This window comes from Pseudomonas sivasensis (genome assembly GCF_013778505.1).
GTDB classification, from domain to species: Bacteria; Pseudomonadota; Gammaproteobacteria; order Pseudomonadales; family Pseudomonadaceae; genus Aquipseudomonas; species Aquipseudomonas sivasensis.
The window spans coordinates 1-12626 of the sequence record NZ_JAAOWU010000009.1 but is presented as its reverse complement, the minus strand read 5'-3'; the positions used below and the strand labels follow the sequence as shown (position 1 = coordinate 12626).

Here is a 12626-nt window from a genome sequence, read left to right as displayed (position 1 = left end):
GCGTTGTTTAACGAGGTTTAGTGATGACTATTTCTGTTAGCTACGATTCGATCCTGAGTGATGTAACCGTCTCGGAATACCTGAGCGCTTGGGCCCTGGGCTTCAACACAGCCGGTCACGGCAACAGCAACACCGGTGGCTTCAGCAACGGCTCACTCGCCGGTGACCAGTACGCTACCCACGGCGCCAACAGCTCCGACTACGCCTTCATTGCCGACAGCGACACCAGCAATGGCCTGCACTATGTATTCAATCCACTGCTGCCAGCGAGCAGCAACCAAAACCACTTCCTGTGGGGTGAGCTGGATAACGTTCAACTGGGCACCGGCCTGGGCGGCGGCAGCGGCAGCGACTTCAGCCTGACCGACTTCAAGGTCGCCTTCAACGGCCTCGACCTGAGCGCACCGTCGGATGCCGGTCGCGTCGGTAACGAGGTCCAGAGCGTGATCTACGGCCTGATGCAGGGCAACACGTCCGCGTTGGAAACCGTTCTCGCTGACCTGCTGGGCGCAATCGGCGAAGACCTCAACAGCACCTTCGACGAGATCAGCGCCGCTGTCGCCAGCCATGCCGCATCCTCGGCCACCACCGACGTTGCGCTGGTGGGTGTGCAAGACGTGGCACAGGACTGGGCACTCGCCGCCTAACGCCTTTGCTGCATGAAAAAAGCGAATGGAAGATCGCTCTCCCATTCGCCGCATGACACACCGCCGTCGCCCAAGCCTTCTAACTCTTCCGGCGACGGCGGTGCCAAATTCTGCGCAGCGTCGTATCGCCTGTCAACGCGGCGACGTTGCACGCTTAACCCCACGAGAACCTCCAGATGCGCCACGCTGGCAACGAAACCCTGGCCGCCCTCACGGCCTATAAAAGTGGCTTCTTCAACATCGGCCTGTTCTCGGCGGTGATCAACCTGCTGATGCTGGCCCCGGCACTTTACATGTTGCAGGTGTACGACCGAGTGCTGGCTTCGGGCAATCAGATGACCCTGTTGATGCTGACGCTGATGATCCTCGGCCTGTTCGGCCTGATGGGCGCATTGGAGTGGGTGCGCAGCCAAGTGGTGATCCGCCTCGGCACGCAGATGGACATGCGCCTGAACCAGCGGGTGTACGACGCCGCGTTCGAGGCACAACTCAAGGGCGGCACCCAGGCGGCGGGGCAGGCACTGAATGACCTGACGACGCTGCGCCAGTTCGCTACCGGACAGGCGTTGTTCGCGTTCTTTGATGCGCCGTGGTTTCCGGTGTACCTACTGGTGATCTTCCTCTTCCATCCCTGGCTCGGAATCCTGGCGTTGGGCGGCGCGGTGATTTTGATCGCGCTGGCGTGGATCAACCATCATGTGAGCCAGGCGCCGATGGCCCAGGCCAGCCAACTGTCTATCAGCGCGAGCCAGCAAGCCACCGCCAACCTGCGCAATGCCGACACCATCGAAGCCATGGGCATGCTTGCCACGTTGCGCGGGCGTTGGTTCAACCAGCACCAGGCATTTCTCGCGCAGCAGAACCTAGCGAGTGAAAAGACCGCCGCTGTCAGTGCCTGGTCCAAGGGCGTGCGCCTGGCGTTGCAGTCGCTGGTGCTGGGCCTGGGCGCGTTGCTGGCGGTGCAGGGCGACATCACGCCGGGGATGATGATTGCCGGTTCCATTCTGATGGGCCGGGTGCTCACCCCCATCGACCAACTGATCGGCGTGTGGAAGCAATGGGGCTCGGCGCGCCTGGCCTTTGATCGGCTATCGAAGATGTTGGCGGACAACCCCGCGCGCCCGGCGCGCATGAGCCTGCCGGCGCCCAAGGGGCAATTGAGCGTCGAGCAACTCAGCGCCTGCGCCCCCGGCAGCCGTCGGCCGGCGTTGGCTAATCTGGGCTTCAACCTGCCTGCGGGTGACGTGCTGGGGGTGATCGGGCCGTCAGGCTGCGGCAAGTCAACCCTGGCGCGGGTGCTGGTGGGCGCCTGGGCTCCACTGGCCGGCAAGGTGCGCCTGGACGGCGCTGATCTGACCCAATGGGACAAGCAGCAACTCGGCCCGCACATCGGCTATCTGCCCCAAGACATCCAACTGTTTGCCGGCAGCATCGCCGACAACATCGCGAGGTTTACCGAGCTGGATGCAGACAAGGTCCTCGCCGCCGCGCAGATGGCCGGCGTACACGACCTGATCCTGCAACTGCCCCAAGGCTATGACACGCAGTTGGGGGAGGGCGGCGCAGGCCTGTCCGGCGGCCAGAAACAACGGGTGGCCCTGGCGCGTGCGCTGTACGGTTTGCCCGTGCTGATCGTGCTGGATGAACCCAACGCCAACCTCGATGAAGTGGGCGAGCAGGCCCTGCTCCAGGCCATCGCCCAGCTCAAGCAGCAGCGTCGCACCGTGATCCTGATTACCCACAAAGCCAATGTGCTGAGCCTCACTGACCAATTGCTGATCCTCAAGGACGGCCAGTTGCAGGCCTTCGGTCCAACGGCGCGGGTGTTGGAGGCGCGGCAGAAACCGGCAGTCAGCAAACCGGTGTCGACCATGAGCATGAGTTACCGCCTCGGCGAAGGAAAGCAGGCATGAGCATGAGCAAACCGATGCTGGTCAGCGACGCGTCCCATAACGTGCTGGCGCTGGATGACAAAAAATATTCACGCCTGGGCTGGCTGCTGGTGCTCAGCGGATTTGTCGGGTTTATCGGCTGGGCTGCGCTGGCCCCCCTGGACAAGGGCGTCGCGGTGTCGGGCAAGGTGATGGTTTCGGGCCATCGAAAAACCGTTCAGCACCCTACCGGCGGCATCGTCGAGCGTATCGAAGTGCGCGACGGTGAGGTGGTCAACGCCGGCCAAGTGTTGCTGCGCTTGAAAGAAACCCCGTTGCGCGGGCAGATGCAGTCGCTGCGCAGCCAGTACCTGGCGTCCTTGGCCACCGAGGCGCGGTTGAATGCCGAAAGCGAAGGGTTGCCTGCGATCACCTTCGGCCCTGAACTGCTGAATGAGCCGCAGGCGACCAACACCCTGAATCTGCAACGGCAACTGTTCAACAGCCGCGCCCAGTCGCTGGCCACCGAGCAACAAGGCCTGCGCGAAACCATCGCCGGGGCCGAAGCGCAGTTGCGTGGCACGCGGGATTCCCAAGCAAGCAAACTGCAGCAACGGGCGGCGCTCAATGAGCAACTGCAAGGCCTGCGCGAACTGGCGCGGGACGGTTATATCCCGCGCAATCGCCTGCTCGACAGCGAGCGCCTTTACTCGCAGATCGACGGCACCATCGCCGAGGACTATGGCCGCATCGGCCAGTTGCAGCGTCAGGTTTTGGAGCTGCGCCTGCGTATCCGCCAGCTCGGCGAAGACTTCCAGAAAGACCTGCGCAGCCAGTTGGCGGAAACCCGCACCCGCAGCGACGACCTGCGTAATCGCCTGGCGTCGGCCGAGTTCGAACTGGCCAACAGCCTGGTCCGCGCCCCGGCGTCCGGCGTGGTGGTGGGGTTGGACGTGTACACCGAAGGCGGCGTGATCAAGCCCGGTCAGGCGCTGATGGACATCGTGCCCCAGGGCGAGCCGCTGTTGGTGGAAGCGCGGGTGCCGGTGCAGATGGTCGACAAAGTGCACCCCGGTTTATCGGTGGAACTGCTGTTCTCGGCCTTCAACCAGGCCACCACGCCGCGGGTGGCGGGTGAGGTGACATTGGTATCCGCCGACCGCCAGGTCGATGAACGCACCGATGAGCCTTATTACACGTTGCGTGCCCAAGTCAGCACGGCGGGTATGCAGCAACTCGCCGGCGCACAGATCCGCCCCGGCATGCCGGTGGAAACGTTCATAAAGACCGGTGAGCGGTCGATGCTCAACTACCTGTTCAAACCTTTGCTGGACCGCACCCATATGGCCTTGGTGGAAGAATGAAGGCGCTGCTGTTTACCTTGTGCGTGAGCTTTACACCGGCTGCGCAAGCCCTGGGGTTGTTGGATGCGTACGACCTGGCGCTGCGCAATGACCCGACTTTTCAGGCCGCCATCCAGGCGCGTGAGGCCGGTGAAGAGAATCGCGTGATAGGTCGGGCGGCGTTGCTGCCGAATCTGTCGTGGAGCTACAACAATTCGCGCAACGAGTCGCAGGTGACCGCAGGAGATGTCACCAGCGACCGCGACTACCGCAGCTATGCCTCGACCCTGACCTTGCAGCAACCACTGCTGGACTACGAAGCCTACGCGCGGTTTCGCCAAGGCACGGCCCAGGCGCTGATGGCCGATGAGCGCTTTCGCGGCAAAAGCCAGGAACTTGCGGTGCGGGTACTCAGCGCTTACAGCCAGGCGTTGCTGGCCCAGGAACGCATCGAGTTGAGCCGCGCGCAGAAACGCGCATTTGCCGAACGCCTGCAACTCAACGATCGCCTGCTCAAAGGTGGCGAGGGGACACGTACCGATGTGCTGGAAACCCAAGCGCGCCTAAGCCTGGCCCAGGCTGAAGAAATCGAATCCCTGGATGCCCAGGACAGCGCGCTGCGAGAGTTGGAAGCCATCGTCGGCCAACCGCTGCAGATCGAAGAACTGGCGCCGCTGACCCGTCAATTCGATATCCCGCCCCTGGAGCCGAACCGTTTCGAGACCTGGCGGGAAATGGCCATGGCCAACAATCCGGAGCTTAAATCCCAGCATCACGCGTTGGACGTGGCGTCCTACGAAGTGGAGCGCAAACGCGCCGGGCACATGCCCAAGGTCAGCCTGTACGCCAGCAGCCGCCAGACCCGTTCCGATTCGGAAAGCAGCTACAACCAGCAGTACGACACCAACAGCGTCGGCATTCAGGTCAGCTTGCCATTGTTTGCCGGCGGTTCGGTGTCGGCTTCTACTCGTCAGGCGGGCAATCAATTGAGCCAGGCCCAGTACGAACTGGACGCGCAAACCTCGGCCACGCTGGTGGAGTTGCGCAAGCAGTTCAACCTCAATACCAGCGGCGCGGCAAAAGTGCGGGCTTATGAAATGGCCGTCAGCTCCGCCACGGCACTGGTCACCGCGACGAAGAAAAGCGTCAGCGGAGGCGAGCGCGTTAACCTCGACGTGCTCGACGCCGAACAGCAACTGTTCACCGCCCGCCGCGACCTGGCGAACGCTCGACATGCGTATTTGCTGGCCAGGATTCAGTTGAAGTATTACGCGGGACTGCTCAGCGAGCAGGACTTGCGGGCGTTGGCGGGGTATTTCCAACCGTCGGCCTGACAACGCTATTTGCCAATACACCAAGCCAATGTGGGAGGGGGCTTGCCCCCGATAGCAGTGCGTCAATCAGCAAACCTTCAACTGACCCACCGCCATCGGGAGCAAGCCCCCTCCCACATGTTGAACTGCTACCAGCCTTGGAATTACCGACGAGTCAGCAACACCCCGGATTCCATATGGTGCGTCCACGGGAACTGGTCAAACATCGCGCATTGCGTAATGCGGTGCGTGTCATGCAACTGCGCAATGTTCGCCGCCAACGTCTCCGGGTTGCAGGAGATGTACAGAATGTTGTCGAAGCGACGGGTCAATTCGCAAGTGTCCGGGTCCATGCCGGCGCGGGGCGGGTCGACGAAGACGCTGCCGAATTCGTAGCTCTTCAGATCGATGCCCTGCAGGCGACGGAACGGGCGCACTTCATTCAGCGCTTGGGTGAGTTCTTCGGCAGATAGTCGCACCAGCGTGACGTTATCCACCGCGTTTTCATCGAGGTTGCTCAGGGCCGCACTCACCGAGGTCTTGCTGATTTCGGTGGCCAGCACTTTGCGTACGCGGGTGGCGAGCGGCAGGGTGAAGTTGCCGTTGCCGCAGTACAGCTCCAGCAAGTCATCCGGGCGATCGCCCAAGGCTTCGTATGCCCAGTTGAGCATCTTCTGGTTCACCGTGCCGTTGGGCTGGGTGAACGCGCCTTCGGGTTGGCGGTAGCTGAAGGTGCGCCCGCCCACATCGAGTTTTTCCACCACGTAGTCGTGGCCGATCACATCGCGCTTGCCCTTGGAGCGGCCGATGATGCTGACATTCAAATCAGCTGCCAGCTTGTTCGCCGCCGTGTGCCAATGCTCGTCCAGCGGGCGGTGATAACACAGGGTAATCATCGCATCGCCGGCCAGGGTGGTGAGGAACTCCACCTGGAACAGCTTGTGGCTCAGGGCGGCGCTGGCTTGCCAGGCGGCCTTGAGTTGGGGCATCAACTGATTGATGCGTTGGCTGGCAATCGGGAATTCTTCGATCAGGATCGGCGTGCGCTTGTCGTCCTGGGAGAACATGGCGTAGTGGCGATCTCCGCCTTCGCGCCACAGGCGGAACTCCGCCCGCAGGCGGAAGTTCTGCAGCGGTGAGTCGAATACCTGTGGCTCGGGCGCGTCGAACGGCGCCAGCAGGTCACGCAAGCGCGTGACCTTGTCCTGCAGTTGAACGGTGTAGCCTGCGGCGTCAAAAGTCATGCGTTGAACCAGCCCAGCTTGATCACGAACAGAATCGACAGAATCACCAACGCTGGGTTCAGCTCACGGTAGCGGCCCGAAAGCAGCTTGATGGCGGTCCAGGCGATGAAACCGAAGGCGATGCCGTTGGCAATGGAGTATGTGAAGGGCATCGCCAGGGCGGTGACCACCACCGGGGCTGCAACAGTAATGTCATCCCAGTCGATTTCTGCCAGGCCCTGGGTCATCAGCACCGCCACGAACAGCAGTGCCGGCGCCGTGGCAAACGCCGGTACGCTGGCGGCCAGTGGCGAGAAGAACAGCGCCAACAGGAACAGGATCGCCACCACGATGGCGGTCAAACCGGTTCGGCCACCGGCGCTCACGCCCGCGGCGGATTCGATGTAGCTGGTGGTGGTCGACGTGCCCAGCAGCGAACCGGCCATGGCGGCGGTGCTGTCGGCGATCAGGGCGCGGCCCATTTTCGGCATGTGGCCGTCCTTGCTCATCAGGCCGGCGCGCTTGGCGACGCCGATCAGGGTGCCGGAGTTGTCGAACAGGTCAACGAACAGGAACGCGAAGATCACGCTGACCAGGCCGATGTCCAGTGCGCCTTTGATATCCAGCTGCAGGAAGGTCGGGGCCAGCGAAGGGGGCATCGAGGTCACGCCGCCAAACGGGGTCACGCCCAGGACGATGGACGCGATAGTGACCGCAAGAATGCCGATCAGCACCGCGCCACGCACGGCCAGGGCTTCCAGTGCGACGATCAGCACAAAACCGAGGGTGGCGAGGATCGGGGCCGCTTTTGTCAGGTCGCCCAGGCCTACCATGGTGGCCGGGTTGCTCACCACGATTCCGGCGTTGTGCAGGGCGATCAACGCCAGGAACAGGCCGATACCGGCGGCAATCGCCGAACGCAGAGGAAGCGGGATGGCGTTGATGATCCACTCACGGATGCGGAAGATCGACAGCAGGAAGAACAGCACCGCCGAAATAAACACCGCACCCAGCGCCACTTGCCAGGTGTGGCCCATGTGCAGGACCACGGTATAGGTAAAGAAGGCGTTGAGGCCCATGCCCGGCGCGAGTGCGATCGGGTAGTTGGCGATCAGGCCCATCACGGTCGAGCCGATGGCCGCTGCCAGGCAGGTCGCGACAAATACCGCGCCCTTATCCATGCCGGTTTCGCCGAGGATGCTCGGGTTCACGAACAGGATGTAGGCCATGGCCAGGAATGTCGTGATGCCCGCGAGAATCTCGGTGCGCACGTTCGTGTTGTGTGCCTTGAGTTGAAACAGCTTTTCCAGCATGCCTGCTCCCTGTGACGCTATCTTGCGTCGTGATTTGTTGACCTCTAAGTCAAAGCACAAACTGCGCCAAACGCCTGTGGTTTCAGAGAGGATCGGAAAAAGCGGCGCATCATACCAGCAGCCGAGGCTGTATGGCGCATGGCCTTGAGGCATACTGCGCCGACGTTCAATACCGGGTCATCGACAGCATGAAAAAAGCCAACGCGTGGAGTCTAGCCCTGATCCCTTGTCTCGGCCTGTGGCTGGGTGCGGCACCGGTCTGGGGCGCGACTGCACCGGCCTTGAGCGAAGTGCGCGTGTTCAAGGTCGAATCGGCCAAGTGCACCGAAACCATTCCAGAGCGCACCAGCACCACGCAGATGTGCACGCACCGAGGGCCGACCAAGGTGTCGGTGATGGAAGTGGGCCTGGGTAACAACCCGGTCGGCCTCTTCAACGGCGCGCAGCTCAACGGCCAGCGCACGCCGGTGTGCCAGGTCGGCAACGTCAGCCAGGCCTGCGCTGGCGGGGGCACCTTGATGGGCTACATCTATGTGTTTGACCTGAATGTGGAAGCCCAAGGCTGGTTCGAATACAGCAACTCATCGATCAATCCCCCGCGAAACACCTTGAAGATCCTGCTCAATATCCGCTGATCAATCATCTTGAACGCTCAAAACCCCGGGAAGTCGTACCCCTGAGACGGCGACTTTCCTGAACGCCGCGGATGTACACCAACCCGTGAGGTGTTTATGAGCGCGACCCCCAATGGCGCGGCGGCCCAACCGTTCGTCGCCCACTCCATACGCTTGACCCTCAATGGCCAGGATCGTCAGTTGGACGTATTGCCCTGGACCACGTTGTTGGACTTGCTACGGGAACAACTCGACCTGGTCGGCAGTAAAAAAGGCTGCGACCACGGCCAATGTGGTGCCTGCACCGTCCTGCGCGATGGCAAGCGCATAAACGCCTGCCTGACCCTGGCCGTGATGTGCGATGGCGCCGAGCTGACCACCATCGAAGGCTTGGCCAGCGGCGATCAGTTGCACCCCATGCAGCAAGCCTTCATCAAACATGATGCATTCCAGTGCGGCTACTGCACCCCCGGGCAGATTTGCTCCGCCGTCGGCCTGGCCAATGAAGGCCGTGCCCACGACACTGCACAAATCCAGGAATTGATGAGCGGCAACCTGTGCCGCTGCGGTGCCTATACCAATATCCGCGATGCCATCAAAGACGGCCTGGGAGGTGAGCAATGAATCCCTTCCACTACAGCAAACCTGTCGACGTACAGGAGGCCGTGCACCTGACCAGCGGCGCATCGCGTTTTATTGCCGGTGGTACGAACCTGTTGGACCTGATGAAAGAAAACATCAGCCGTCCCGAACACCTGATCGATATCACCGGCCTGCCACTGCATGGTATTGAAGAAACCGCCGATGGCGGCCTGCGGATCGGCGCGCTGGTGAGCAACGCCGACCTGGCCTGGCACCCGTTGATTGAAGAGCGTTACCCGCTGCTGTCCCAAGCCATCCTCGCAGGTGCTTCGCCGCAACTGCGCAACATGGCCAGTACCGGCGGTAACTTGCTGCAGCGCACCCGTTGCTACTACTTCTACGACGCCACGGTGCCGTGCAATAAACGCGAACCCGGCAGTGGTTGCCCGGCCCGCAGCGGGTTGAACCGTATCCATGCGATTCTTGGCGCCAGCGCGCAGTGCGTGGCCACTCATCCGTCGGACATGTGCGTCGCCTTGGCTGCGTTGGAGGCGCGGGTGCATGTGGAGGGACGTGGCGGCGCACGGGTCATCGAGTTCGCCGACTTCCATCGTCTTCCTGGCGATACGCCGCAGCGCGACAACCTGCTGGCTGACGATGAGCTGATCACTGCAATTGAATTGCCCGCCGACCATCTGGCACGTCACAGCCACTATTTGAAGATTCGCGATCGCGCGTCTTACGCGTTTGCCTTGGTCTCAGTCGCCGCCGCCCTTGAACTGGACGGCGACACTATTGTTGACGCTCGCCTGGCCCTCGGCGGCGTGGCCCACAAACCTTGGCGTGACCGCGCGGTAGAAGCCGCGCTGATCGGTCAGACCGTCAGCCGCGAAACCTTCAGCAACGCCGCCGACGTGCTGCTGCAAGACGCCGAGCCGCTGGAACATAACGGCTTCAAGATCAAGCTCGCGCGCCGCGCAATTATCCGCGCGCTGAGCGATGCCGCCGTTGCAGGAGAACAGCCATGACCGCTATCGGTAAACCCTTGAACCGTGTCGACGGTCTGCTCAAGGTCACAGGCCAGGCGCGGTACGCCGGTGAGTTTCCTGAGGCTGGCCTGCTTCATGGCAGCGTGGTGTCCAGCACCATCGCCAAAGGCCGTGTTATCAACATCGACGCGTCCAAAGCGTTAGCGCTGCCGGGTGTGGTGGATGTTATCCATCATCTCAACCGCCCGAAAATCGCCAGCTATGACGACGCCTTCGCCGATGACGATGCGGCGGATGGCTCGCCGTTTCGCCCGCTGTACAACGACCGCGTGCTCTACAGCGGCCAGCCCCTGGCATTGGTCATCGCCGATAACCTGGAGTTGGCGCGACACGCCGGCTCGCTGGTGCATATCGACTATGAGTGCGAGGACTTCGAGACCGATCTGCTCGCCCAGCAGGAACTGGCCTATCCCTCGCCGCAAACCCCGCCCAAGCCGCGCGGTAACTTCCAGGCTGAATGGTCCGGCGCGGCCATCAGCCTCGATCTGCACTACAGCACGCCCATCGAACACCACAACCCCATGGAACCCCACGCCAGCACCGTGCTGTATCAGCCGGATGGCACCCTGCACATCCACGACAAGACTCAGGGCCCGCAGAACTGCCAGGCCTATGTGCAAAAAGTCTTCGGCCTGGATAAAAGTCAGGTGCGCATCTTTGCTGCGTTCGTCGGAGGCGCCTTCGGCTCTGGTCTGCGCCCGCAGTACCAATTGCCGTTGGCGGTGATGGCGTCTCTGGCGCTCAAGCGTTCGGTGCGGGTCACCCTGACGCGCCAGCAGATGTTCACCTTTGGCTACCGCCCGCGCACCCTGCAGCGTTTGCAGATGGGCGCCGCCGCCAACGGCCGTTTGCTGGCGCTGGGGCATACCGCGATTGGCCAGACCTCGCGCTTCGAGGACTTCAGTGAACACGTGGTGGAATGGAGCGGCATGCTCTATCACTGCGACAACGTGCAGCTTACTTATAAGTTGGTGCCGCTGGATGTCTTCACGCCCCTGGACATGCGCGCGCCAGGCGCCGCGTTGGGCGTGATTGGCCTGGAATGCGCCATGGATGAACTGGCCTGCGCCCTGGGCATGGACCCGGTGCAACTGCGGCTGATCAACTACGCCGAACGCAACCAGAACGAAGATAAACCCTGGTCGAGCAAAGCCCTGCGCGAGTGTTACCGCGAAGGCGCCGAGCGTTTCGGCTGGAAGCAGCGCAACCCGGAGCCGCGCAGCATGCGCGACGGCCGCCAGTTGATCGGTTGGGGCATGGCCGGCGGGGTGTGGGAGGCCATGCAAATGAAGGCCAGCGCCAAGGCGCGTATCGATTCGCTGGGCAAATTGACGGTCAGTAGCGCCACCACCGACATCGGCACCGGTACGTACACGGTGATGACCCAGATCGCGGCCCAGGCCAGTGGCGTGGCTGTCGACGATGTCAATTTTCTACTCGGTGACTCGTCTTTACCCACCGCGCCGTTGCAGGGTGGATCGTTTACCGTGTCTTCAGTGGGCACTGCCGTGCAGCAAGCCTGCGAAGCGTTGACGGCCAAACTGCTGAGCATTGCCCGCCAGACTTACCCGGTGTTCAAGGACGCCGAGTCCGTTCGCTTTGAAGACGGCCAACTGCACACCGGTGACGTGAGTGTGTCGCTGGCGCAGTTGGTCAAGGACAGTGGCGAAGACGCATTGGAAGTGCAGGTCGACAGCGAGCCGGACAAAAAACGCGAGGGTTACGCCACCGCCACCCACTCGGCGGTGTTCGTCGAGGTCCAGGTGGACGAAGACCTGGGAACAATCAAAGTGCGGCGTGTGGTCAGCGCGATTGCGGCAGGGCGCGTGGTCAATCCGAAGATGGCCCGCAGCCAGATTCTCGGCGGGGTGGTGTGGGGAATCGGCATGGCATTGCACGAAGAAACCCAGATCGACCATCAACTGGGGCGCTACATGAACCACAGCCTGGCCGAGTACCACATCCCGGTGAATGCCGATATCGGCGAGATTGACGTGGTATTTGTCGAAGAGCACGACGAGATCGTCAATGCACTGGGTTCCAAGGGTGTTGGCGAGATCGGCATTGTCGGGGTAGCGGCGGCGGTAGCCAACGCGATTTACCATGCCACCGGCAAGCGGGTGCGGGAGTTTCCGATCACCCTGGATAAGGTGCTCTGACGCGGTCCAGCAAACATTGAAGATCCAAACGTGGGAGGGGGCTTGCTCCCGATGGCGGAGTTTCAGTCCAAGCATAAGTTGGCTGATCCACCGCTATCGGGAGCAAGCCCCCTCCCACATTGACCTTATTGCCACATTGAATCACGCAGCGGGCTTAATGCTTTCCTCCACCGGCACATGCATACGATCCCGATTCGCCAGTGTCGGGAACAGTTTTATCCACACTCCGGTTACCACCAGCGTACCGATTCCGCCCATGACCACGGCGGGCACGGTGCCGAACCAGTGCGCAGTGATACCGGACTCGAACTCGCCTAACCACCGGCAAGCGGGTGCGGGAGTTTCCGATCACCCTGGATAAGGTGCTCTGACGCGGTCCAGTAAGCATTGAAGATCCAAACGTGGGAGGGGGCTTGCTCCCGATGGCGGAGTTTCAGTCCAAGCATAAGTTGGCTGATCCACCGCTATCGGGAGCAAGCCCCCTCCCACATTGACCTTATTGCCACATTGAA

Annotated in this window: 10 protein-coding genes and 1 pseudogene; 8 read left to right on the top strand and 3 right to left on the bottom strand. The window is 61.9% G+C overall.

The genetic code is table 11. The annotated features are described in order from the left end of the window. The first annotated feature begins 23 nt into the window (after positions 1-23). The 4 genes from G9Q84_RS16170 (at position 24) to G9Q84_RS16155 (ending at position 5195) form a co-directional block, all read left to right on the top strand. Positions 24-647, top strand: coding sequence for a heme acquisition protein HasA (locus G9Q84_RS16170; RefSeq protein WP_122755986.1), 624 nt, complete (start codon positions 24-26; stop codon positions 645-647). 176 nt (positions 648-823) lie between these two features. Then, positions 824-2560, top strand: coding sequence for a type I secretion system permease/ATPase (locus G9Q84_RS16165; RefSeq protein WP_122755985.1), 1737 nt, complete (start codon positions 824-826; stop codon positions 2558-2560). Beyond that, complete coding sequence (locus G9Q84_RS16160; protein ID WP_420875421.1) at positions 2557-3882, top strand: HlyD family type I secretion periplasmic adaptor subunit; 1326 nt, start codon at positions 2557-2559, stop codon at positions 3880-3882. Before G9Q84_RS16165 ends, G9Q84_RS16160 begins: the two co-directional genes overlap by 4 nt. Then, positions 3879-5195, top strand: coding sequence for a TolC family outer membrane protein (locus G9Q84_RS16155; RefSeq protein ID WP_032884652.1), 1317 nt, complete (start codon positions 3879-3881; stop codon positions 5193-5195). Before G9Q84_RS16160 ends, G9Q84_RS16155 begins: the two co-directional genes overlap by 4 nt. Before the next feature lie 143 nt (positions 5196-5338). Here G9Q84_RS16155 and trmA read toward each other — a convergent pair whose 3' ends face one another. Then, positions 5339-6418 carry a tRNA (uridine(54)-C5)-methyltransferase TrmA gene (trmA, locus tag G9Q84_RS16150; RefSeq protein WP_181643713.1) on the bottom strand — a complete coding sequence of 360 codons (1080 nt, stop codon included), beginning with the start codon at positions 6416-6418 and terminating at the stop codon, positions 5339-5341. Beyond that, positions 6415-7710 (bottom strand): NCS2 family permease, encoded by a 1296-nt coding sequence (locus tag G9Q84_RS16145; RefSeq protein WP_032884654.1) that lies wholly within the window; start codon positions 7708-7710, stop codon positions 6415-6417. The genes trmA and G9Q84_RS16145 overlap by 4 nt, the downstream gene beginning before the upstream one ends. Positions 7711-7898: 188 nt before the next feature. Here G9Q84_RS16145 and G9Q84_RS16140 point away from each other — a divergent pair, with 188 nt between their 5' ends. The 4 genes from G9Q84_RS16140 to G9Q84_RS16125 all read left to right on the top strand — a co-directional run bounded on the left by G9Q84_RS16140 (position 7899) and on the right by G9Q84_RS16125 (position 12114). Then, positions 7899-8345, top strand: a complete 447-nt coding sequence (locus G9Q84_RS16140) for a DUF4879 domain-containing protein (RefSeq protein ID WP_181643758.1) — start codon at positions 7899-7901, stop codon at positions 8343-8345. A gap of 96 nt (positions 8346-8441) precedes the next feature. Then, positions 8442-8948: a (2Fe-2S)-binding protein gene (locus G9Q84_RS16135; protein WP_095186235.1), complete on the top strand. Its 507-nt coding sequence runs from the start codon at positions 8442-8444 to the stop codon at positions 8946-8948. Then, positions 8945-9934, top strand: a complete 990-nt coding sequence (locus tag G9Q84_RS16130) for an FAD binding domain-containing protein (RefSeq protein ID WP_032884656.1) — start codon at positions 8945-8947, stop codon at positions 9932-9934. The genes G9Q84_RS16135 and G9Q84_RS16130 overlap by 4 nt, the downstream gene beginning before the upstream one ends. Further along, positions 9931-12114, top strand: a complete 2184-nt coding sequence (locus G9Q84_RS16125; protein ID WP_095186236.1) for a xanthine dehydrogenase family protein molybdopterin-binding subunit — start codon at positions 9931-9933, stop codon at positions 12112-12114. Before G9Q84_RS16130 ends, G9Q84_RS16125 begins: the two co-directional genes overlap by 4 nt. A gap of 141 nt (positions 12115-12255) precedes the next feature. Here the strand turns inward: G9Q84_RS16125 and G9Q84_RS16120 are convergent. Next, positions 12256-12444 (bottom strand): annotated as a pseudogene (locus tag G9Q84_RS16120) (MFS transporter); the annotation flags it as partial. Between the last annotated feature and the right edge of the window lie 182 nt (positions 12445-12626).

What these genes read in the sequence shown, in the direction of transcription:
- G9Q84_RS16140 (WP_181643758.1), top strand. Translation starts at nt 7,899, where the DNA reads ATGAAAAAAGCCAACGCGTGGAGTCTAGCCCTGATCCCTTGTCTCGGC.
- G9Q84_RS16135 (WP_095186235.1), top strand. Translation starts at nt 8,442, where the DNA reads ATGAGCGCGACCCCCAATGGCGCGGCGGCCCAACCGTTCGTCGCCCAC.
- G9Q84_RS16145 (WP_032884654.1), bottom strand. Translation starts at nt 7,710, where the DNA reads ATGCTGGAAAAGCTGTTTCAACTCAAGGCACACAACACGAACGTGCGC.
- G9Q84_RS16155 (WP_032884652.1), top strand. Translation starts at nt 3,879, where the DNA reads ATGAAGGCGCTGCTGTTTACCTTGTGCGTGAGCTTTACACCGGCTGCG.
- G9Q84_RS16165 (WP_122755985.1), top strand. Translation starts at nt 824, where the DNA reads ATGCGCCACGCTGGCAACGAAACCCTGGCCGCCCTCACGGCCTATAAA.
- G9Q84_RS16170 (WP_122755986.1), top strand. Translation starts at nt 24, where the DNA reads ATGACTATTTCTGTTAGCTACGATTCGATCCTGAGTGATGTAACCGTC.
- G9Q84_RS16125 (WP_095186236.1), top strand. Translation starts at nt 9,931, where the DNA reads ATGACCGCTATCGGTAAACCCTTGAACCGTGTCGACGGTCTGCTCAAG.
- trmA (WP_181643713.1), bottom strand. Translation starts at nt 6,418, where the DNA reads ATGACTTTTGACGCCGCAGGCTACACCGTTCAACTGCAGGACAAGGTC.
- G9Q84_RS16160 (WP_420875421.1), top strand. Translation starts at nt 2,557, where the DNA reads ATGAGCATGAGCAAACCGATGCTGGTCAGCGACGCGTCCCATAACGTG.
- G9Q84_RS16130 (WP_032884656.1), top strand. Translation starts at nt 8,945, where the DNA reads ATGAATCCCTTCCACTACAGCAAACCTGTCGACGTACAGGAGGCCGTG.